Source organism: Streptomyces spiramenti, from assembly GCF_012034385.1.
In the GTDB taxonomy this organism is placed as follows: Bacteria; Actinomycetota; Actinomycetes; order Streptomycetales; family Streptomycetaceae; genus Streptomyces; species Streptomyces spiramenti.
On record NZ_JAAVJB010000030.1, the window covers coordinates 1 to 20,466 of the forward strand.

The 20,466-nt window shown below is 73.8% G+C and carries 16 protein-coding genes; 3 read left to right on the plus strand and 13 right to left on the minus strand.

Going from position 1 to position 20,466, the window contains the following annotated elements:
* Positions 1–124: 124 nt before the first annotated feature.
* Positions 125–571, minus strand: coding sequence for an enediyne antibiotic chromoprotein (locus HCJ92_RS06400; protein ID WP_167932459.1), 447 nt, complete (start codon positions 569–571; stop codon positions 125–127).
* 314 nt (positions 572–885) lie between these two features.
* Here HCJ92_RS06400 and HCJ92_RS06405 point away from each other — a divergent pair, with 314 nt between their 5' ends.
* On the plus strand, positions 886–2,556 hold the full coding sequence (locus tag HCJ92_RS06405; protein WP_167932460.1) for an MFS transporter: 1,671 nt from the start codon (positions 886–888) through the stop codon (positions 2,554–2,556).
* A gap of 68 nt (positions 2,557–2,624) precedes the next feature.
* Here the strand turns inward: HCJ92_RS06405 and HCJ92_RS06410 are convergent, their stop codons facing one another.
* Together HCJ92_RS06410 and HCJ92_RS06415 are read right to left on the minus strand one after the other, a co-directional pair.
* Complete coding sequence (locus HCJ92_RS06410; protein ID WP_167932461.1) at positions 2,625–3,992, minus strand: FAD-binding protein; 1,368 nt, start codon at positions 3,990–3,992, stop codon at positions 2,625–2,627.
* Positions 3,993–4,051: 59 nt separating this feature from the next.
* Positions 4,052–5,587 carry a class I SAM-dependent methyltransferase gene (locus tag HCJ92_RS06415; RefSeq protein WP_167932462.1) on the minus strand — a complete coding sequence of 512 codons (1,536 nt, stop codon included), beginning with the start codon at positions 5,585–5,587 and terminating at the stop codon, positions 4,052–4,054.
* Positions 5,588–5,885: 298 nt separating this feature from the next.
* Here HCJ92_RS06415 and HCJ92_RS06420 point away from each other — a divergent pair, with 298 nt between their 5' ends.
* Both HCJ92_RS06420 and HCJ92_RS06425 read left to right on the plus strand, forming a co-directional pair.
* Positions 5,886–7,064 carry an epoxide hydrolase family protein gene (locus HCJ92_RS06420; RefSeq protein WP_167932463.1) on the plus strand — a complete coding sequence of 393 codons (1,179 nt, stop codon included), beginning with the start codon at positions 5,886–5,888 and terminating at the stop codon, positions 7,062–7,064.
* Positions 7,065–7,128: 64 nt separating this feature from the next.
* Positions 7,129–8,526 (plus strand): extracellular solute-binding protein, encoded by a 1,398-nt coding sequence (locus HCJ92_RS06425; protein ID WP_167932464.1) that lies wholly within the window; start codon positions 7,129–7,131, stop codon positions 8,524–8,526.
* A 95-nt stretch (positions 8,527–8,621) separates the two neighbouring features.
* Here HCJ92_RS06425 and HCJ92_RS06430 read toward each other — a convergent pair whose 3' ends face one another.
* The 10 genes from HCJ92_RS06430 to HCJ92_RS06475 form a co-directional block, all read right to left on the minus strand.
* Entirely contained in the window at positions 8,622–8,834 is a 213-nt protein-coding gene (locus tag HCJ92_RS06430; protein WP_167932465.1) for a DUF6052 family protein, read from the minus strand.
* The gene (locus HCJ92_RS06435; RefSeq protein WP_167932466.1) at positions 8,800–10,113 is read right to left on the minus strand and encodes a phenylacetate--CoA ligase family protein; all 1,314 of its coding nucleotides are present in this window, start codon (positions 10,111–10,113) and stop codon (positions 8,800–8,802) included. The genes HCJ92_RS06430 and HCJ92_RS06435 overlap by 35 nt, the downstream gene beginning before the upstream one ends.
* Positions 10,110–10,838, minus strand: a complete 729-nt coding sequence (locus HCJ92_RS06440) for an anthranilate synthase component II (RefSeq protein WP_338054050.1) — start codon at positions 10,836–10,838, stop codon at positions 10,110–10,112. The genes HCJ92_RS06435 and HCJ92_RS06440 overlap by 4 nt, the downstream gene beginning before the upstream one ends.
* Positions 10,835–12,319, minus strand: coding sequence for a chorismate-binding protein (locus tag HCJ92_RS06445; RefSeq protein WP_167932467.1), 1,485 nt, complete (start codon positions 12,317–12,319; stop codon positions 10,835–10,837). The genes HCJ92_RS06440 and HCJ92_RS06445 overlap by 4 nt, the downstream gene beginning before the upstream one ends.
* A gap of 14 nt (positions 12,320–12,333) precedes the next feature.
* Positions 12,334–13,734, minus strand: a complete 1,401-nt coding sequence (locus HCJ92_RS06450; protein ID WP_338054051.1) for a phenylacetate--CoA ligase family protein — start codon at positions 13,732–13,734, stop codon at positions 12,334–12,336.
* Complete coding sequence (locus HCJ92_RS06455) at positions 13,731–14,420, minus strand: NAD(P)H-dependent oxidoreductase (RefSeq protein ID WP_167932468.1); 690 nt, start codon at positions 14,418–14,420, stop codon at positions 13,731–13,733. Before HCJ92_RS06455 ends, HCJ92_RS06450 begins: the two co-directional genes overlap by 4 nt.
* A 277-nt stretch (positions 14,421–14,697) precedes the next feature.
* Positions 14,698–15,966 (minus strand): cytochrome P450, encoded by a 1,269-nt coding sequence (locus HCJ92_RS06460; protein WP_167932469.1) that lies wholly within the window; start codon positions 15,964–15,966, stop codon positions 14,698–14,700.
* A gap of 46 nt (positions 15,967–16,012) precedes the next feature.
* Positions 16,013–17,017 carry a methyltransferase gene (locus tag HCJ92_RS06465; RefSeq protein WP_338054052.1) on the minus strand — a complete coding sequence of 335 codons (1,005 nt, stop codon included), beginning with the start codon at positions 17,015–17,017 and terminating at the stop codon, positions 16,013–16,015.
* A gap of 196 nt (positions 17,018–17,213) precedes the next feature.
* Positions 17,214–19,316: an MMPL family transporter gene (locus HCJ92_RS06470; protein WP_167932470.1), complete on the minus strand. Its 2,103-nt coding sequence runs from the start codon at positions 19,314–19,316 to the stop codon at positions 17,214–17,216.
* Between the two features lie 94 nt (positions 19,317–19,410).
* Positions 19,411–20,196: an alpha/beta fold hydrolase gene (locus HCJ92_RS06475; RefSeq protein ID WP_167932471.1), complete on the minus strand. Its 786-nt coding sequence runs from the start codon at positions 20,194–20,196 to the stop codon at positions 19,411–19,413.
* Positions 20,197–20,466: the final 270 nt, after the last annotated feature.

Here is a 20,466-nt window from a genome sequence, read left to right on the forward strand (position 1 = left end):
TCCGTCGTCGCACCGGCCCGCGACGACGGACGCCCGGCACCGAGGGGGCCGGGCGTCGGACGGACCTCCGGCCCCAGCGCGGCGCCGCGCTGGGGCCGGAGGCCGTGTCGGATCTACCGGTGGGTCAGCGGAACGAGACCTGCTGGCCGCCGCCCTCGCCGGTGCCGTTGCCCAGGCCGACCTGGCAGGCGGTCACCGCGCAGTCGACGCGGCCCCAGGTCTCGAACTTCTCGCCGACGACGGCCTCGAAGACCTGGTTGACCGAGAGCGTGACACGCACCTCGCCGTCGGCGTTCGCGACGGCGTCGACCGCGGTCTTCGCGTTGCAGCCGTACTCGCCGCTCTCGACGAACGCGCACTGGCCGACGTGGAACAGGACACCGGGGGTGAGCCCGGTCGCGGTCAGCTCGACCTTGGCGCCGTCGGACAGCCCGCCCGCCGGGGTGACGTGCACGGTGGGGGCTGCCTCGGCGGCGGGGGCGCCGGGCTGGACGGCGAAGGCGAGTCCGGCAGCGAGCGCGGCGGCGGCGCCTGCTCGCGTGGCGAACTTCATCGTCTTCCCTTTCGTCATGGGAACGACTCCTTGGGTGAGGGGGTGGGGGAGGGGCCGATGTCCGGCCCCTGCACGCCAGACGCTACGGAGCTCGTGACGACTTCGGCATCTTCCACGTTGCTTGAAGAGACTCACTTGCGGTTCGCTGGGGAAGCCGCAGGCCCCGGGTGACCGGAAGGGCCTTCTCGCGGCGGTCTCAGCACGCCGTGAGATGCGCCGGGGACGGGGCGGCGGGATCGTGTCGTGGTGCCACCGCCGGGGGCCGCCCGCAGGCCCCGCGGCGAGCCGTCCTGACGCACTCTCACCCTTGAGACGATTGGAAGTACTGGGAGATGGCTGTAGAGGCAGTACCCAAAGCCGGACGCAAGGAATGGATCGGTCTGGCCGTTCTCGCGCTCCCGACCCTTCTGGTCGCCCTGGACGTCTTCGTCCTCCTCCTCGCGCTGCCCCACCTCGCGGCCGACCTCGGCGCGAGCTCCACGGAACAGCTGTGGATCATGGACATCTACGGGTTCATGGTCGCCGGCTTCCTCGTCACCATGGGCACCCTCGGCGACCGCATCGGCCGGCGCAAGCTGCTGATGATCGGCTCGGCGGCCTTCGGGGCGGCATCCCTGCTGGCGGCGTTCTCCACGAGCCCCGGCATGCTCATCGCCGCCCGCGTGCTGCTGGGGGTCGCCGGTGCCTCGCTGACGCCCTCCACGCTGTCCCTGATCACCGTCATGTTCAAGGACGCCAAGCAGCGCACCATGGCGATCAGCCTCTGGGCCAGCTGCTTCACCATCGGGGCGATCGTGGGACCGCTCCTGGGCGGCGTGATGCTGGAGTTCTTCTGGTGGGGGTCGCTCTTCCTGATCGGTGTGCCGATCATGGCGCTCACCCTGATCGTCGGCCCCCGTGTGCTGCCGGAGTTCAGGAACGCCGGAGCCGGGCGGCTGGACGTCGCCAGCGTCGCCCTCAGCCTGGGAACCACACTGCCGCTGATCTACGGCGTGAAGGAGTTCGCCCGCGACGGCTGGACTCTCACCGCGGTGACGACGGTGCTCCTCGGCGTCGTCCTGGGGGTGCTGTTCGTGCAGCGGCAGCGAACCCTCGCCGAACCCCTGCTGGACGTTCGGTTGTTCGCCCACGGCCGCTTCAGCGCAGCGCTGCTCGGCCTGCTGGCGTACAGCCTCATCGGCGGCACCGTGATGCTCTTCATGACGCAGTACTTCCAGGCCGTCCAGGACATGCCCCCGTTCCGCGCCGGGCTCGGCCTGCTCCCGGGGATGGCGGCGGCGACCGTCGCGTTCGCGGTCTGCCCGATCATCGCGCGCCACGTGAGACCCGCCTACGTCATCGGCGCGGGCATCGCCGGCGTGGTGGCGGTCCTCCTCACCTTCAGCCGGCTCGACCCCGAGGGCGGTACCGCCGTCCTCATCGTCGGCTTCGCGATCTTCTCCTTCTGCGGCGCACCGATCGTCGCCCTGGGCACGGACATGGTCGTCAGCACGGTCCCGCCCGAGAAGGCGGGCGCCGCGGGCGGACTCTCGCAGATGAGCAACGAGTTCGGCGCCGCCCTCGGCGTGGCCACCCTGGGGACCCTCGGTCTCGCCGTCTACCGCAACCGGATCGAGGGCGACCTGCCGTCCGGCCTGAGCGGGAGCGAGGCGGCCGTCGCCGGCGACTCGGTCGTCGGTGCCGCGACCGTCGCCGACGGCCTCTCCCCCCAGGCCGCGGAGACGCTCATGGAACCGGTGCGCGTCGCCTTCACCGGCGGCATCCACATCGTCGGACTGGTGAGCGCGATCCTCATCGCGCTGGCGGGCGCGGTCTTCGTCTTCATGCTGCGCGACATCCCGCCGGTGGGCCGGCAGGCCGAGGACACGACGGGAGACGACGCACCCGCCCAGGACGCCCGAGCCGACGCGCTCGCCGCCGGTGCGTCCGCCGACGGCGCCGACCCGGCGACCGTCCCGGTCCGGGAAGCCGACGCCGGTGGAGCCGCCCGGCCGCCCGGCTGAGGCCGCGTCCCGCACGGCTCCGCCCCGCCCCGGACCTCCGGGGCGGGGCGGAGCCGTGGCGCACCGTCTCAGGGGAGCGAACCCGGGCTGGCGTCGCCGCCGAAGAGACCCTCCGGGTCCACCCGCTCCCGCACCCGCCGCACCGCGCGGGCTGTCGGACCGTCCAGATGACGCTGCGGACCGTCGTGGGACTCCACCAGCGACGGAACGGTGCGCCCGGTGTCCCGACCGGCCAAAGCCGCGCGGACCGCGCGCCCGTGAGCCCGCAGGTCCGACACCGTGACCGGGCCGACCGGTGGGCCCGAGCCCATGTACGCGAACTGCCCGTCGAGACGGCCCAGCGCCGCCGGCGGCCCGGACTCCGCGAAGGCGCCTCCCAGTTGTCGAAGGGTCGCCACCGCCAACGGAGAACCCGAGTCCGCGCCGACCACCCCCAGGAAGGCTGCGACGCCGCCCTCCGCCAGGTCGCGCAGCAGCAGGTGGTCGCCGACGAAGGGCACCGGCGCGGGCGGGTCGAGATGCGCCAGCAGCACCCCCTCCGGCCCCGTCCCCCGCCAGGTGTCGAGCAACGGCTCACCCAGCGAGCGGAGCGGGCCCAGCAGCCCGTCGGCCGCGTCACGCGCCTCCGCCGGGTCGTCCGCGGCCACCGCTCCGTCCACGCAGACCACGGTCCGCCCGGCGAGCACGGGTGGGACACCGGGCAGCTCCGGCAGGTTCATCACCCGGAACGAGGTCGTCGCGGCGCGGGGCGCCCCGCCGGTCCAGGACGACCAGCCGTCGAGCAGCTCGGCGGCGGCTCCGCCCGGCCAGTAGCACCCTCCTGTGAACACCTCCGCGGCCGGGAAGAGATCGATCTCCACCGCCGTGACCACACCGAACCCGCCACCGCCACCGCGCAGCGCCCACAGCAGCTCCGGGTCGTCGGCCTCCGTCACCGTCACGACCGAGCCGTCGGCGACCACCAGCTCGGCGGCGCGGAGCGAGTTGACCGCCAGCCCGCGTCGGCGACCGTAGAAGCTCACCCCGCCGCCCAGCAGATAGCCGACGACCCCGACACCGCCGGAGGAGCCGTGGACGGCGGCCAGCCCGTGCGGGGCGGCAGCCGCCACGACGTCCGCCCAGCACGTGCCCGCGGGGACCCACGCCGCGCGACGGTCGGCGTCGACCCGCACCCCGCCGGGCAGCCTGGTACGGAGGAGCAGCGACTCGTCGAACGGGCGCACGGCGCCCGCCGCGTGGCCGGTGCCGAGCGTGCGCAGCCCCCGGCCGGACCGCGCCGCGAGCCGTACGGCGGAGCGCACCTCCGCGACGCTGCGCGCGACGACGGCGGCCCGGGGCCGCACCTCGGCGGCCAGGTTGAAGACGGCGGTGGCCTCCGCGTACTCGGGGGTGCCCGGCTGCCACAGGGCCGGAGGCGGATCGAGGGAGTCCGACACGGGATGCTCCTTCCTCGGCGGATCGCGCCGGGTCGGTGGGAGGGGAGGTTCGGGACCGGTCAGTCCGCACGTACCGCGGACAGCATCAGGAAGGTCCCCGGGGCGGACTCGTGGCGGAGCCGGAGCCCGGCGGCGGACAGCCAGCGCCGCAGGTCGGCGGGGTCGAAGAGCCGCAGGCCGTCGGCGTGCTGCGGGAACCGGTGCGCCGCCTGGAAGTACCGGTACACCGGGTCGTCGGCGAAGCGGAAGGTCAGCAACGTGAGGCTTCCACCCGGCCGGAGGACCCTGCCGATCTCCGCCACCGCCCGCTCCGCGTCGTCGTAGAACGCCTGGAGCGCGTTCCAGCAGACCACCGCCCCGACCGACGCGTCCGCCAGCGGCAGGTCGACGGCATCCGCCAGCAGCGCGGGGACGCCGGGCAGGCGACCGCGCAGCACCGACAGCATCGGCAGCGCGCTGTCCACCGCGATCACCCGTTCCTCGCCCACCAGCCTCGCCAGGACCGCCGTCCACCGCCCCGCGCCCGCGGCCAGGTCCAGCACCGGACCCGCGACCGGGCGCACGTGGTCCGCCAGGAACCGGTCCTCCTCGTCGTGGCCGACGCGGCCGTCCCAGTTCGACCCCGCCACCCGCAGGAAGTTGGGGCGGGCGACCGCCTCGTAGAACAACCCCATGCTGGGGACCCGGGACAGCCGTTCGAGCAGGTCGTCGACACCGTTCTCCTCGGGCGCGGGGCCGGAGAGGTCGGCTATGCCGCCGGCCACCGGTGACGTCCGGCCGCACCCCTCGCAGCGCAGCAGCGCGCCGTCGGGCACGGGCGAGCCGGCCCGGCACGAGGGGCAGCGCAGCGCCGCCGTGTGGCGGGCGAACACCTCGGGCCCGGCAGCGGGCGCGCTCGCGAGTTCCCGGTCCGGCAGCCGCGCGGCCGGAAGCTCCGCGGGCATCCCGTGGCAGGCCGCCCAGTAGGCGCGGGCGCCCATGTACGCGAGGACGGTGGTCGTGTCGTTGTCCCAGGACTCCGTGACCTGCTCGGGGCTGAGGGCGTCCGTCCAGGCGCGGTCGAACGCCCGCTCCTCGTCGGTCAGCGACCACGCCGAGGGCGACGGCCAGACGCGGCCCAGCACCGGCCGCTCCCCGCCCGGAACGGTGAGGCACCTCGCCAGGCGCGACCTGTCGTCCGCGGCCGTCCCCACGTCGTCAGCGGCTGCGAGGACCGCCTCCCGCTCCCGGGGGAAGTGGGCGAGCAGGTAGCACAGAGCCAGGGAGGTGGGCGTGGGCCCGCCCTCCGCCCGCAGCAGCTCCAGGAAGAGGCCGACCCGGTCGGTCAGCGCATCGGTGAGAGGGCCGCCCGTGGCGGGGTGCTCGGCCTCCAGGAGCAGGCCGAGCAGGACCGCGAGCCGCCCGCGGCGCCCGGGCGGGCAGCGGCGCAGGGCGTCGACGAGCGGGGGCAGCGACGCCAGGGCGGTCGGCAGCGGCCTCCGGCCGTCCCACACGGTGGCCGCCAGTTCGGCGAAGACCTCCGGCAGCCGGTCGGCCGGGCCGTCGGCGTAGTACCGGACCAGCGCGGCCGGCGAGGAGCGGGCGACGGGGTTCATGGGCGTGTCCTTCCCGGCCGGCGCCCGGCGCCGGCCGAACGGGGCCGCCGGAGGAGCCACGGGCGGCCGGAACGGCACCAGGGATGCTCGCAGCGCCACGCGCCGTGCCGCATCTTCGGAGCTGCCCTCCCACGCCGCCGCGGAGGGGCAGCAACTGGCGAGATGCCGCGCCGGGCGGAGCTGCCGCACCATACGGCGTGGCGCAACGAGCGGCCCGCCCGCCGCACTCGCCCCGACCGCGGTCCGACACCGCGGCGCGGCGGCGACGGCGCCTCCCCGACCCCTGCGGAGAGAGCCCATGAGACCGTTCCGAGTCGACGTGCCCCAGCACCAACTCGATGACCTCGACCGGAGACTCCTGACAACCCGCTGGCCGGACGACCTGCCCGGTACCGGCTGGTCGCGCGGCGTGCCGGCGGCCTACCTCCGCGAACTCGCCGAGTACTGGCGGACGAAGTTCGACTGGCGCGCCGCGGAGCGGCGGTTGAACAGCCACCCGCAGTTCGTCACCACCATCGACGGCGCACCGGTCCACTTCCTCCACGTGACCTCGCCGGAACCCGACGCCACACCGCTGCTGCTGACGCACGGCTGGCCCGGCTCGGTCACCGAGTTCCTCGACGTGATCGGTCCCCTCTCCGACCCCCGGGCCCACGGCGGCGACCCGGCGGACGCCTTCCACCTGGTCATTCCCTCCCTGCCCGGCTACGGCTTCTCCGGTCCGCTCACCACGGCGGGCTGGGACACCGCGCGCATCGCGCGCGCCTGGGCCGAGCTGATGCGGTTGCTGGGACACGACCGCTACCTCGCCCAGGGAGGTGACGCGGGAGCGGTCATCGCACTCGAACTCGGCCGGTGCGACCCCGAGCACGTCATCGGCGCGCACGTGAACATGCTGATGACCTTTCCCTCCGGCGACGAGAAGGAGCTGGCCGGGCTGGAGTCGGGCGACCTCGCCCGCCTGGGGAAGCTGTCCCGCTTCGACCAGGAGCTCTCCGGCTACATGAAGCTCCAGCAGACCCGCCCGCAGACGCTCGCGTACGCGCTGACGGACTCACCGGTCGGCCAACTCGCATGGATCGTCGAGCGGTTCCACGACTGGACCGGAGCGGTCGACCGACCCGAGGACGCCGTCGACCGCGACGCGCTGCTCACGATCGTCTCGACCTACTGGTTCACGGCCACCGCCGGCTCCGCGGCGAACTTCTACTACGAGGGAGCCGCGGGCGTCAGGGCCGCCGCGGCCGGGGAGGTGCCGCCGCCCGTCCGGGTGCCGGTGGGGGTGGCGGTCTTCCCGGACGACATCTTCGTGCCCGTCCGGCGACTGGCCGACCGGGACCTCCCCACCATCGTCCACTGGAGCGAGTTCGACTCCGGGGGCCACTTCGCCGCCCTGGAGCGCCCCCAGGAACTGGTCGGCGACATCCGGGTGTTCGCCCGGGGACTGTCGGCCGGCCGTGCCACGCCCCCCGCCTGAGGGACTCGACCCCGGCCCCACCCCGCGCAACACGACCGTCGCCCCGAAGAGAAGAGGGACGCACATGAGCACTCCCACCGTGATCGACATCTGGGTGGCCGACCTGACCTTCCCCGGCTACATGGACCGGCTCCACCGACTCGGCGCCGCCTTCGAGGACGCGCACCCCGGCTACCGGGTCAACATCGAGGGCCGCGACTTCCGCACCCTGTCGCAGCAGATCGCCGCGGCAGCCGACGAGGGTCGCGCCCCCGCCATCGCCGAGTACTACTTCTCGGTCACGCAGGCAGCCAGGGACTCCCGCGCCCGGGACGGCCGACCGCTCTTCGCCTCGGTCGAGGAGGAGGTGGCCGGCCGGGACGAGATCCTGGGCGAACCGGTGGTCCTGGACGACCTGCTGCCGGCGGCCCGGCAGTTCTACTCCGAACGCGGCCTGCTGCGGTCGATGCCGACGGTGGTCACCACCATGCTCACCTACGGCAACGCGGATCTGCTGCGGGCCGCCGGAGTGACCGAACTGCCGCAGACATGGCGGCAACTGGAAGCCGCCTGCGCCGCCGTGACCTCGGCGGCGGACGGCGCCGACCACGGGGTCACCTGGGCCAACCACGGGCTGTTCTTCCAGCAGACCCTCGCCGTGCAGGGCGGACATCTCAGTGACCACGACAACGGGCACACCGGCCGCGCCCGCACCCTCGACCTCTCCTCCGAGGAGATGCTCACCTGGGTGCGGTGGTGGCGGCGGATGCACCGCCGCGGCCACTACCTGTACACCGGCAAGATCCCCGACTGGGAGGGGAACATCAAGGCGTTCGCCGACCAACGGGTGGCGCTCCGGGTCACCTCCTCCAACGACATGAACTACATGGCGTCGGCGGCGCGCAACGGCGGCTTCGAGATGACGGTCGGGCGCTTCCCCTCACGGGACGGCCGCCCCTACGGCGGCAACATCATCGCCGGCACCTCGCTGTTCCTGCGGAACGGTCTCGACGAACCCACCAGGGAAGGAGCCCTCGCCTTCCTCATGTTCGTCAACAACCCCCGGAACGCCGCCGACCGGCACAGGGACAACAGCTTCGTCCCGGTCACCCGGTCCGCCTCCGAACTGCTGGAGGAGGAGGGGTGGTACGACGCCCACCCCTACCACCGGCTCGCCGGACAGCAGCTCGGCCCGGCCGACGACGGCATCGTGCCGCCCTGCCGCGGCGGGATGTTCGGGGACTTCGCCGGTGCCCAGGACGTCATGACGCGCGCCATGGACGACGTGCTCCGCACCGAGGCAGGCCCGGCCGAGCGGTTCGCCGAGGCCACAGCCGAGGCCCAGGCGCTGCTCGACGCCTACGAGCGCGACCGCGTCGCCAACGGGGTCCGCGCTGCGGAGAGCCTGCGCGTGGAGTACTTCAGGGGCGTCGGGATGTACACCGGCGCCCAGGTCGCGGACGCCGTCGCCGAGCGGGCCTGACGGTCCGAGCGGGGGGAGGGGCGGACGGCCCGTCCGGGCCGCCCGCCCCTGCCGTGGTCCGCCTCGACGCCCGGACCGCGGGCGGCTGCCGGCGCTCAGGGCGCCGGCGGACGCCCCGGTCGCACGTAGTAGTCGCAGTCGAGGTCCTGCCCGTCCAGCGCCAGGCGCAGTTCCGCCTCGGCAGCGAGGACGGCGGCGCGCACCGCCGGCACCTCGCACCCCTCGGCCAGCCGCCGCACCGCCCGGTACGCGGCGACGAGGTCGCCCTCCTGCTCAGGGGTGAGGAGTCCTGGGGTCGCGTTCGTCATGGAGTCGTGTCGCCTTCCACTCGGTGCGGGGCAGGCTGCCCGGCGGGACCAGCTCCACCTCCGGTCGTATGCCGATCGCCCGCTTGAACCGGTCCGCCAGCTCCCTCGCCAACCGCCGCCCGCCCTCGCCGTCCGGCTCGCCGGCGTCCACCCGCAGGTGCACGGTGTCCAGTCCCCGGACCGTCCGGATGGACGCCTGGAACTCGGCGACGCCCGGCACGGCGCGGACCACGTCCTCGACCATCACCGGGGTGACGGAGGCACCCCGGATCTTGCGCATGTCGTCGACCCGCCGCAGGATACCGCCGTCGTAGAAGTCCCAGCTGCGACCGCACCCGCACTCGTGGTGCGGACGCCTGACCACCACGTCCTCCGTCCAGTGGCGGAAGAGTTGAACGCCCTCGCGGGACAGCCCGCTGGTGACGCGCACCCCCTGGGCGCCGTACGGCACGGCGCGGCCGGTGTCGGGATCCAGCACCTCGTCGTAGCAGGAGGACTCGACGACATGGCAGGCGTTGCGGCGGGCCGGGCACTCGAACATGAACACCCCGCCGTACTCCGTGGTCCCGGCGGCGTTGAACACCCGCGCGCCGAACGCCTCCTCGATGGCGGCGGTGGTCCGGTCGGACCGCGGTTCCGCCCCCGCCAGGATCACCTCGACGTTCGCCTCCCGGGCGAGGTCGACGCCCTCCTCCCGGGCGACCTCCATCAACCGCAGCGCGTAGCTCGGGGTCAGCCCCACCACCTCGATCCGGTACTCCGTCAACAACCCGATCCGGGAGCGCGAGTCGAGGCCGGCCGACGGGAACACGGTGCACCCCATGCGTTCCAGCGCGTAGTGCATCCCCCAGAACCCGGCGAACAGCCCGTACCCGAAGCAGACCATCCCCCGCTGCCCGGACCTCACTCCGTTGGCGTAGAGCGCGGTGCAGAACGTGTCGGTGCTCCACACCCAGTCGCGCGCGGTGTCGATCGAACGCACCGGCGGGTTCCCGCTGGTGCCGCTCGTCTGGTGGTGGCGCGCCCCGGCCGCCGGGTCGATCGACGGCCAGGTCCCGTACGGGGGCGAGACCGCCTGCGCGGCCAGCAGGTCCGCCTTGTGGAGCAGCGGCACCCGCGCGGTGAACTCCGCGGGGGAGGAGAGCCCCCCGGGGATTCGGTCCGCCCAGAACGGCGAGTGGTGCCGGGCGTGCTCCGCGGCTCTGCGCAACCGGCGCCACTGCCATGCCTCCAGCTCCGGCCGCGGCATCGTCTCCGCCTTGGTGTTCCAGTAGCTCATGCTGCCTTCCCGTTGATGCCCGGACGGTTCCCGCCGACCGGGGGTTCGGACGGGGCGACGCCGGCCGGCGCACCCCACGGCCCGGGCCGGGCGGCCCGCGGTCGGCCAGCCCGACACCGGTGCCCGTCGACCAGCTCCACGAAGTTGGCCACGATCCGCTGCCCGTGGTCGGTGCGGAAACTCTCCGGATGGAACTGCACCGACTCCAGCGGGAGGGACCGGTGCCGCAGCCCCATGACGTAGCCGTCGTCCTCCGATCGTGCGGTGACTCGCAGTTCGGGGGGAACACCGGACCCGGCCACGATCAGCGAGTGGTACCGGGTGGCCTCGAACGTGGCCGGCATGCCGCGGAACAGCCCCCGCCCGTCGTGGGTGATGCGGCTGGTGCGCCCGTGGACCGTTCTGGCGGCCGGCACCACCTCGCCGCCGAAGGCGCGGGCCAGCGCCTGGTGGCCCAGGCACACCCCGAGCACCGGCAGCCGTCCGGCGAACGCCCGCGCCAGTTCGACGTGGCCGGAGGCGTCCGGGTGGCCCGGGCCCGGCCCGAGCACCACCCCGTCGGGCGGGCCGTCCGGCAGCTCCGAGGGCCGGATTCGGTCCGACCGCACCACCTGGGACGAGGCGCCCGCCGTGAGGAGGTACTGCCGCAGGATGTCCACGAAGCTGTCGAAGGCGTCGACGACCAGCACCCGGGGCCGGTCCGACACCGGGTGCCGCCGGGTCACAGCAGCTCACCCCCGGTCACTGCCCAGTGCCCCGCGCTCAGTTTGGCCAGCGTCTCCCGCCACTCGCGGGCCGGGTCGGAGTCGGCCACGATGCCGGCGGACGCCCGCGTCCGGTAGACGTCCCCCTGGTGGAAGAGCGTCCGGATGCAGAGCGCGAGGTTGGTGTAGCCGCCGATGTCGATCAGTCCGAGCGCCCCCGCGTACATGCCCCGCCTGCTGTGCTCGACGGACTCGATGATCTCCATGGCGCGGATCCGCGGCGCGCCGGTCATCGTGCCCGCGGGGAAGGTCGCGGCGACCGCGTCGAAGCTGTCCCGCCCGGCCTCGGCGCGCCCCGCCACCGTCGAGACCATGTGCAGGACGTGCGAGTACCGCGCGATCGTCAGCTGCTCCGGGACCTCCAGCGTCCCCTCGGCGCAGATCCGCCCGATGTCGTTGCGGCACAGGTCCACCAGCATGGTGTGCTCGGCGACCTCCTTGGGGTCGCCGCGCAGCCGCCTGGCCGCCGCGCCGGCGTCGCCCTCGCGGTGCGGCAGGGTCCCCGCGATCGGGCGCATCGTCACCAGCCCGTCCTCGACGCGCACGAAGAGCTCGGGGCTGGCGCCGATGAGCCGCTGACCGGCGATGCCCACCAGGTACATGTATGGCGAGGCGTTGCGTTCCAGCAGCCGCAGGTACACGTCGACCGGGTCGGCGCGCGACCGCATCGTCAACTGGTGGCCGATCTGCACCTGGTAGATGTCGCCGACGGCTATGTGCGCCAGGCAGCGCTCGACCCAGCCGGTGAAGACCTCCTCCGTGAGGTCGTCGGAGACCTCGGCCTCGGGCACGGTCGGCGGCGCCGCCGAGGGGTGGGTCAGCGGGGCCCGCTCGATCAGCCGGACGACCTCCGCCTGGGGAAGCGGCGGCCAGCCGTCCGCCTCGTGCAGCAGCAGCTCGGCGAGGCCCGTGCGCAGGTCCATCGCGACGCAGCCGCGGTGCACCACGAGGTGCACGTCGGGGAGGTCGGGCGGTTGGTCGATCAGCAGCGGCAGGTCCTCGATGTACCGCGCCGTGTCGTAGCCGAAAGCCGCGAGGAAGCCGAAGCGGAAGGCCGTCGCCGAACTCTCCGCGTCGAACAGGCCGCGCACCGACCGCAGGACCTCCCACAGGTCCGTGCGGTCCGCCAACCGCTGCACCCCGCGGGCGTCCCGGGCCAGCAGCGGGGCCAGCCGGGCCGCGGCGCGGTCGCGCAGCTCGGGCAGGCCGCCGATCCGCACCGCGCCCCGCGTCACCGAGAGCGACAGGACCGCGCCGAATCCGACGAACTGGTGCCGCGCGTCCCGTTCGTCGCCCGACGCCGACTGGAGGAGGTACACCTGGTCGGCGCCGAACCTCTCCGTGAGCGCCCGGTACACCGGCACCACCTCCGGCGAACGCACCGGGCGGCTGCGTGTCGTGACCCGGACGCCCGCCCCGGTGTGCCGTCCGCCGTCGGTCACGGCCTTCGTCCCCCTCACAGCGCCGCGGCCCTGCGATCGGCGGCCGTCCGCGCCGCCCTGGCCGCCGCGTCCGGCTCGGACCTGTTGTCCAGCACTCGCGCGGCCTTCCAACTGACGTACGCGCCGGTGTGGGTGACGCCGTCGATCTCGTCCACGAGGTCGACCGAGGAACGTGTTCCCGTTACCCCGGCCAACCGCTCCGCGGCGGCGACGGCGGGCTCGCGCGGCGCGCCGTGCCGCAGCCGGATCCGCGCGGTGACGGTGTCCCCGTCCGCGTCGCGGTCGAGGACCACCTGGTACCCGAGGCAGCCCCGGACCCCCCGCAGGACCGCGGACTCCAGCTCGGCCGGCCACACCCGGCGGCCGTTGACCTCCACCCGGTCCGCCGCCCGGCCGACGACCTCGACCAGCGGTCCCGGCAGCGCCGCGCCCGCGGGCGCGGGGGAGAGCCGCACCACGTCGCCGGTGCGGTAGCGGATGAGCGGTTTGCTCCCGGGCACCAGCATCGTCAGCACCAGCTCGCCGGTGTCCTCGCCCTCAGGAACGGGCTCACCGGTGTCCGGGTCCACCAGCTCCGGGAAGTAGTTCGGCGCCGCGAGATGGAGCGTCCCGGCCTCCGACCCGGTGGCGACGCAGAGCGCCTCCTGCGAGCCGTACAGCACCGGGCGCACGACGGCCCGCGGCCAGACGGTGGCGACGTTGGCGGCGAACTCGGGCGTGCAGATCTCGCCGAGGACGAGGAAGAGCCGGACCGGGAGCTCCGCCACGTCCCGGCCCAGACGGGCCGCCGCCGCGGCGAGTTCCAGGCACAGCGCGGGCGCGCACACCAGGACCTCGACGCCGAGTTCGTCGATCAGCCGCAGCGCCTTGCGGTAGCCGACCCGCGGCGACTCCGGCCAGATCTTGACGTGGCACAGCCCCAGCGCCCCGGTCACCTCGCCGAAGACGTCACCGAAGGCGTAGAGCTCCGAGGGGCCCATCAGGCCGACCACCGGCGACCGGTCCCCGAAGTGGGCACCGACCAGGTGCCGGAGGCTCGCCTCGACCGCCGTGTTGGAGGTGGCGACCTCCAAGGCCGAACGCGGGCAGGGCGTCGCCGGTCCGGTCGTCCCGTTGGTCTCGTAGTGCACCCGGGCCTGCGACAGCGGCCCGCTCAGCACCTCGTACATCTCGCGGCGCAGATCGTCCTTGGTGGTGAAGGGCAGCCGGTGCAGCGTCGCCGGGGTGACCGCGGCCGGGTCGACCCCGGCCAGGTGCCGCCCGTAGAACGGCGAGTTTGCCCGGACGTGGCGTACGACCTCGGTGAGCCGCTCCGCACGCCAGGCGTCGAGCCGTGCGGCCCCCGAGAACCCGTAGTGCGCCGCCGCCATCCGCCGGTGCGCGGTGAGGAACCCGGCGGCCGGCGCCGTCGTCACGACGCCCCCGCCGGCGGTGCCGTCGCCTCGCCGGCGTTGGCCGCCAACCCGACCCGCTCGTTGACCTCGTGCGGAGCGAGCAGCACGTCCTGGCCGGTCAGCCGTCGGTGCTCCGCGAGCAGCTCCGCCATGTCGATCATGCGGTGGATCAGTCGGGTCACGTTGGTCAGGCCCTCGGAGTCCTTGAGCGCGTCGCCGCGGTGCAGGGCGTGCACGGTGGCGGGGAAACCGCTCCCCACCAACACCATGCGGTTGAGCATGGCGTTGGCCGTGAGCTGTGCCCAGACCTCGCCCGCGCTGTAGCGCCGGGCCACGGAGATCACCCCGGCGACCTTGTTGCTCAGCGGGCGGTCGAACCGCAGGTAGCCGACGCCCGCGCGTTCGATGAAGGTCTGCATCAGGCTGGCCGCGCCGAAGCCGTGGACGGGGGAGGCGAAGACGATCGCGTCGGCGGCGACCATGCGGCGCACCACGTCCGGGACGTCGTCGGGCAGCACGCAGGGCGCGGGGCGAGTGTTGCAGTCCCCACAGGGACCGCAGCGTTCCATCCGGATGTCGCGGAGGTCGACCACCTCGAACCCGGCGCCGCGCTCCCGGGCGCTCGCCGCGGCGTGCCGCAGGACGTCGGTGGTGTTACCGGTCCGCTCCGAACCGTTGATCGCGAGGATCCTCAGCGGTTCTGTCACTACGACCCCTAACCGTGATTGGGCGTGGGCGCGGTCCGCACCTCGGGGACATCCCGCCATATCACGCCTGAACTGCGGACATCATTGGGTCAGTGGTGGGTGCCACGCATCTCCGTGGATGCTCAGCGCGTGTGGGAGACCCCACGCCGGGCCCGCGACGCCGGCTACGGCCGTCTGCTGCGTTGTCAGGAGCGCTCGAGTGCAACCCGGCACGAGGACGCCCCTCCGCCGTGCGGCTGACCGGATCCGACGCCGCGACCCGAACCGACGCGGGGTATCACGCACCCTCTCGGGCGGGGAGACCGCCGGAGCGCGGGCCGCCGACGGAGACCGGGAGCCGCTCCGGGCCGCGGACCACCCAGCGGTCCCGGTGCACGGGGTCCGCCACCCGCCTGAGCCCCGGGAACCGCCGCAGCAGCCGGGGCAGCGCGACCGTCGCCTCCAACCTGGCCAGGTGCGCGCCCAGGCAGAAGTGGCCGCCTGCGCCGAAGCTCAGCGCCCGACCGGGGGAGCGGCCGGGGACGAATCGGCCGGGGTCCGGGAACCGCGCCGGGTCGCGGTTGGCCGCGGCCAGCAGGAGGGTGACGCGGGTGCCCGCCGGCAGCGGGCGGCCTTCCAGCGAGGTGTCGGCCGCGGCGCGCCGGCTGGTCACGTGGACGGGCGGCTCCAGCCGCAGGGTCTCCTCGACGAACTCCGCCGCGAAACCGGGGTCCTCGCGCAGCCGTCGGGCGTGGTCGGCGCACGCCAGCGCCTGCAGGACCCCCTGCCCGAGAAGGAAGTTCGTCGTCTCGAACCCGGCCGTCAGCAGCACCATGAGGTTGCCCGTCAGCTCCTCCCGGCCCAACCGCCCCGGATCGTCGTCGTGGACGCGGGTGAGGGCGGTCACCAGGTCCTCCCGCGGGCAGGAGCGTCGTTCCGCGGTGACCCGCTCCAGGTGGGCGGTCAGCTCGTCCATCGCGGTGTCGGCACGGGCCATCGCATCCGCAGACGGCCTGCCGTCGGTGGCCACCGCCACGGCCGACGCCGTCTCACGGAACCACCGCTCCTCCGCCGCCGGGAAACCGAGCACGGCGATGACCACCGCCATCGGAAGACGCGAGGTGAACTCCGCGACGAGGTCCAGCGGCGTCCCGTCGCCGTGGCGCTCCGCCAGCCCGTCCAGCAGGCGGTCGGTCATCTCCTCGACCACCGGCCGCATGTCGCGCACCCGCGCCGGGGCGAACACCGGAGCCAGCAGCGACCGCACGCGTCCGTGGTCGGGCGGGTTGGTGAAGAGCACGGAAGCGGCGAAGGCGCGCAGCGAGGAGTGGCCCCGCCATCCAGGACGCGTCGCGTCCTGGGCGGCGCCGTCCTGCACCCGCAGCAACGGGTCGCGCAGCGCCGCGTCACAGGCGCGGTAGCCGGTGACGACCAGCCGCCCCGGCGCGACGTCGACGACATCGCCGTGACGGCGGATCACCTCGTACAGCGGGTAGGGATCGTCGTGTCCGCCGGGCGCGGACAGCGCGGTCAACGCCTCGGCGGCGGACATGCGGGAGTCGGGCATCGGTCCTCCGTGGAACGGGGCGGGGTCGGGGCGGGCCGGTCGGCGGTCAGGCCGCCCGCAGCTCGAACGACGCGGTCCGGTCGCCGAGACGGACGCCGGCGAGCCGGAGCCCCGCACGCGCCGCGAGGGCGGTGAAGTCGTCCGCGTCGCGTTCGCGGGCTCCGTACAGGCACAGCATCCGCAGATCCATCCCGGTGTGGCGCGCGTCGCCGGCAGCGCCGACGGACTCCACCACCAGGACCGTTCCTCGCGGCCCTGCCGCCGCCGCGCACCGCGAGAGGACGGCGACGCAGGCGTCGTCGTCCCAGTCGTGCAGCACCAGGGAGAGCAGGTAGACGTCCGCGCCGGCCGGTAGCGGCTCGAAGAAGCTCCCCGCGACGGCCCGGGCTCGTGTCGCCAACCCCGCTGCGGCGAACTCCTCCCGGGCCCGCTCGGCGGCGTCGGCCAGGTCGAGCACGGTCCCGGAGAGACGGGGATGGGCGAGGAGCAGCGACCGGAGGAGCGAGCCGTCGCCGCCGCCGACGTCGACGACGGAGCGCGTCCGCGACCAGTCCAGGGCGGCGGCGACCTCGCCCTCCCGCCGGGCGACGTCCCTTCCCAGCCCGCGGTGGAAGACGGCCGCGCGTTCCGGGTCGTCCGCCAGGTCCTCCCAGAACCCCCTGCCGTAGCGGACCGGGAAGGCGGCCCCGCCGGTCCGGACCGAGTGCAGCAGGTCCACGAAGGAGAGCTCGCCCCGCCCCCCGGTCCCGATGTCGAACCACGCCCGCAGCCCGGCCGGATGGTCCTCGCGCAGTGCCCCGCCCAGGGGGGTGAGCCCGTACCCGTCGTCGGGGGAGTGCGTGAGCACGCCGCGGACCACGAGGTGGCGCAGCAGCCTGCGGAGCGCGTCACGGTCGGCGCCGACCGCGTCGGCCAGGCCGTCGGGGTCGGTCAGCCCCTCGCTGATCCGGTCGGCGATCCGCAGCGTCGCCGCCACCCGGATCGCCATCGGTGTGCTCAGGTTGGCCATGCGCCACAGCGCCGCGGCCGACGGGTCGTCCTCTGTCCGCACAGCTCGTACCCCACATCTCCGTGAGTGCCCGGGATTCCCCGCCCATCATGGCCGGGTGAGTCGGCGCGGCCATCTCGCAGCGTGCCGCCTTGCCGCGCGGCACCGCGCGGGAGTGGCCCCCCGGCGACCGCGCCGCCCCCGACGCCGAACGCCCCGTCCCGCCAGGGGCGACGGGACGGGGCGTTCGGGGCGTGCGTCAGACGGCTGCCGGAGTGGAGGACTCGTCGTCGGACCGCTCGGGGGCGGCGGGCTCCGCGTCCTCGCGCTGCGGCACCTTGGGCCACCAGAAGCGCTCACCGCCGAGGTCGAGCGCGAGCGCCGGCACGAGGACCGTGCGGACCAGGAAGGTGTCGATGAGCACGCCGACTCCGACGATCACCCCCATCTGGGCCATCGACACCAGGGGCAGGATCGCGAACACGGCGAAGGTTCCGGCGAGGACGAGCCCCGCGGAGGTGATCACCCCGCCCGTCTGGGCCAGCCCCACCAGGACGCCCCGCTGATGGCCGAGGAGTTGCACCTCCTCCCGGACGCGGTGCATCAGGAAGATGTTGTAGTCGATGCCCAGCGCCACCAGGAAGACGAACCCGAGCAGCGGCATCGACCAGTCGATGCCCTCGTGGCCGTAGACGTGGGTGAACAGGAGGTTGGACGCGCCGAATGCCGCGAAGTAGGAGACCACCACGGTCCCCAGCAGCAGGAGCGGGGCGACCAGCGAGCGGAGCAGGGCGATCAGCACCAGCAGCACCACCAGCAGCACCGCAGGAACCACCACCATCAGGTCGCGCTCGAAGGTGGTCTCCTTGTCCAGCGTCTGCGCGGTCGTGCCTCCCACCAGCGCGTCGGTGTCGGAACGCAGGTCGCGGACCGTGTCCAGCGCCTCCTCGCTGTCCGGGGTCCCGGACAGTACGGCCGCCAGCTGCGTCAGCTCGCCGTCCGCGCTGGTCGCGACCACCGTGACCGAGTCGACGCCCGGCAGCGCCCCGGCCTGCTCGACGACCGTGTCCACCTCGGAGGTCGGCGCGATCAGGATGGTGGGGTCACCCGAACCCGAGGGGTAGTGCTCGGAGAGCCGTTCCTGGGCGTGCACCGACTCCGGCGTCTCCTGGAACCAGCCGGACTGCGGCAGCCCCATCGAGGAGCCGAACATGTTGAGCGCGAGCACCGCCACGGCGGCGAGCGAGAGCACCCAGGACAGGCGGGGGCGTGCGGCGACGGCGTTGCCGACCCGCTCCCAGCGGTTGCCGGAGGGGGCGGGGTCGTCGAAGTGCGGGATCCGCGGCCAGAACACCCACCGGCCCGCCACGAGCAGCAGCGCGGGCAGCACCGTCACCATGGCGAGGAAGCCGAAGGCGATGCCGACGACGCCCAGCAGACCCATCGAGCGGGAGGAGTTCATGTCCGCCAGGGCCAGGCAGAGCAGACCGGCGGCGACGGTGGCCGCCGAGGCCATCACCGCGGGCAGGGTCCGGCGCAGCGCGGTGCGCATGGCCAGGTGCCGGTCCTCCTCCGCGCGCAGTTCCTCCCGGTAGCGGGCGATCAGCAGCAGGGCGTAGTCGGTGCCCACACCGAACACGAGCACCATGAGGACGCCCGAGCTCTGCGGGTCGACCTGGAGCCCCGCGTACTCGGCGAGCAGATACGCCGCGACCTGGGTGAGCACCGCGGCGAAGGCCACCGCGATCACGGGGAACAGCCAGAGCACCGGGCTGCGGTAGGTCAACAGCAGCAGCGCCACCACGATCAGAGCGGTGATGGACATCAGCGTCACGTCGAGGGACTCGAACACGGTGAAGGCGTCCGCCGTCGCACCGCCTGCACCTCCGACGAGTGCCTCCACCCCGGCGGGGTTGCCCGCTCCGGCGATCCCGCGGATCTCGTCGATGCGCTCCGCCAGGAGCGCCTGGTCAGTGCCGGACAACGGCACCGACACGATCAGGGCCTCGCCGTCCTCGGAGGGCACCGCCTCCGGGACGGAGCCGCCCTCCGCGAGGTCGGCGTACTGCGACCGGTCCGTCTCGACCTTGGCGCGCGCCTCCTCGTCGAGGGCCCCGTCACTGGTGTAGACGACCACCGCCGGCATCAGTTCGTCGGTCCTGAACTGCTCCAGCTGCGTGTTGACCTCGGCCGACTCCGCACCACGAGGCAGGAACGCGTTGGCGCTGGTGTCGGAGACGTCGGCGAGCTTGCCCGCGAGTGGTCCGAGCGCCATAGCTGCGATCAGCCAGGCCGCGAGTATCAACCACTTGCCGCGTCGTGCGGCAGGTACCGCGCTGCACCGGCTGAGCCATGTGCGCATTGTCTACTCCTTGTCGGTCCGCTCACCACGAGCGGGCGAGCGGTGGTCCCGGGGGACTGGGGACGGTCTGGGGAAGGGCAGGCCGGGGCGGGGGTCACTTGGCGTAGAACGCGACCAGCTCGGGCGCGAGCGCGACGGGGTCGATCTCGATGCCCTGGCCCTTCAGGGTCTGGAGCTCGCCGTTGGCGAGCGCCTCGGCGGTGGCGCGCGCCCCGGCGTGGAGCCACGGCGGGGTCTGGTCGCCGTGGGCGACCAGCACCGGGGTGGTGACGGCGCCGAGCTCCTCGGTCGGCAGCGAGAAGTCACCGAGCAGCGCGGTGTCGTAGGCCAGGGTGTGGGCCAGGCTCTCCAGCCCGCCCCAGAAGGGGGCCGCCCGCATTCCGGCGACGGCCTCGGCGGGGGCGCCCATGGCCCTGGTCATGAACAGCTCGACGGCGTCGCCGCGTCGGTCGGTGGCGGCCAGCTCCTCCAGCTCGGCGCGGAACCCCTCGGGAGGACGGGGGCCGGTCTCGTCCACCACGAACGGCGGGTCGTAGACGACCACGCGGGAGAAGGAGACCCCGGCGGCGGCGGCCTTCAGCGCGAGGGCGCCCCCGGCCGAGAGGCCGAAGACGTTCACCTCGCCGCCGGCGGCCTCGGCGAGGGCCGCGAGGTCCTCCACCTCGCGCTGGGTGGTGTAGGTGTCGGCGTCGCCACTGTCGCCGCGGCCCCGCCGGTCGTAGTTGTAGACGGTGTGGTGCGGGCTGAGTGCCTCGGCGAGCTGCGTCATCGTCGGGTGGTGGCGGCGGCTGAACGAGCCGCCCACCAGGATGACGGGGGTGCCGGTGCCGGTGCTGTCGTAGGCGATCGGGGTGCCGTCGGCCGATTCAACGGTGCTCATGGTGCTCCATGTGTTGCAGGTGGGAGACGCGCGGTGGGACGGCGCGGAACGCACGCGTGGTGACAGCGTGCGGGGCTCAATCATTCAGCCGGGCCCAGCGGTCGCGCATCTCCAAAACTGCTGTAACTCCTCTACCCGGCTCGCCCGCGGACGGCAGACTGGGGGTGCTCCGACGCGTGAACCTGCCCAAGTCGCAGGGGTGTTGACCGCCGCCCTGCGAAGTTGCGGGTCGTGGCTATTCTTTGGCGGTTGTCGGAGCGGTCGCGGTCA

What these genes read in the sequence shown, in the direction of transcription:
- HCJ92_RS06430 (WP_167932465.1), bottom strand. Translation starts at nt 8,834, where the DNA reads ATGACGAACGCGACCCCAGGACTCCTCACCCCTGAGCAGGAGGGCGAC.
- HCJ92_RS06415 (WP_167932462.1), bottom strand. Translation starts at nt 5,587, where the DNA reads ATGAACCCCGTCGCCCGCTCCTCGCCGGCCGCGCTGGTCCGGTACTAC.
- HCJ92_RS06405 (WP_167932460.1), top strand. Translation starts at nt 886, where the DNA reads ATGGCTGTAGAGGCAGTACCCAAAGCCGGACGCAAGGAATGGATCGGT.
- HCJ92_RS06400 (WP_167932459.1), bottom strand. Translation starts at nt 571, where the DNA reads ATGACGAAAGGGAAGACGATGAAGTTCGCCACGCGAGCAGGCGCCGCC.
- HCJ92_RS06425 (WP_167932464.1), top strand. Translation starts at nt 7,129, where the DNA reads ATGAGCACTCCCACCGTGATCGACATCTGGGTGGCCGACCTGACCTTC.
- HCJ92_RS06475 (WP_167932471.1), bottom strand. Translation starts at nt 20,196, where the DNA reads ATGAGCACCGTTGAATCGGCCGACGGCACCCCGATCGCCTACGACAGC.
- HCJ92_RS06460 (WP_167932469.1), bottom strand. Translation starts at nt 15,966, where the DNA reads ATGCCCGACTCCCGCATGTCCGCCGCCGAGGCGTTGACCGCGCTGTCC.
- HCJ92_RS06435 (WP_167932466.1), bottom strand. Translation starts at nt 10,113, where the DNA reads ATGAGCTACTGGAACACCAAGGCGGAGACGATGCCGCGGCCGGAGCTG.
- HCJ92_RS06420 (WP_167932463.1), top strand. Translation starts at nt 5,886, where the DNA reads ATGAGACCGTTCCGAGTCGACGTGCCCCAGCACCAACTCGATGACCTC.
- HCJ92_RS06470 (WP_167932470.1), bottom strand. Translation starts at nt 19,316, where the DNA reads ATGCGCACATGGCTCAGCCGGTGCAGCGCGGTACCTGCCGCACGACGC.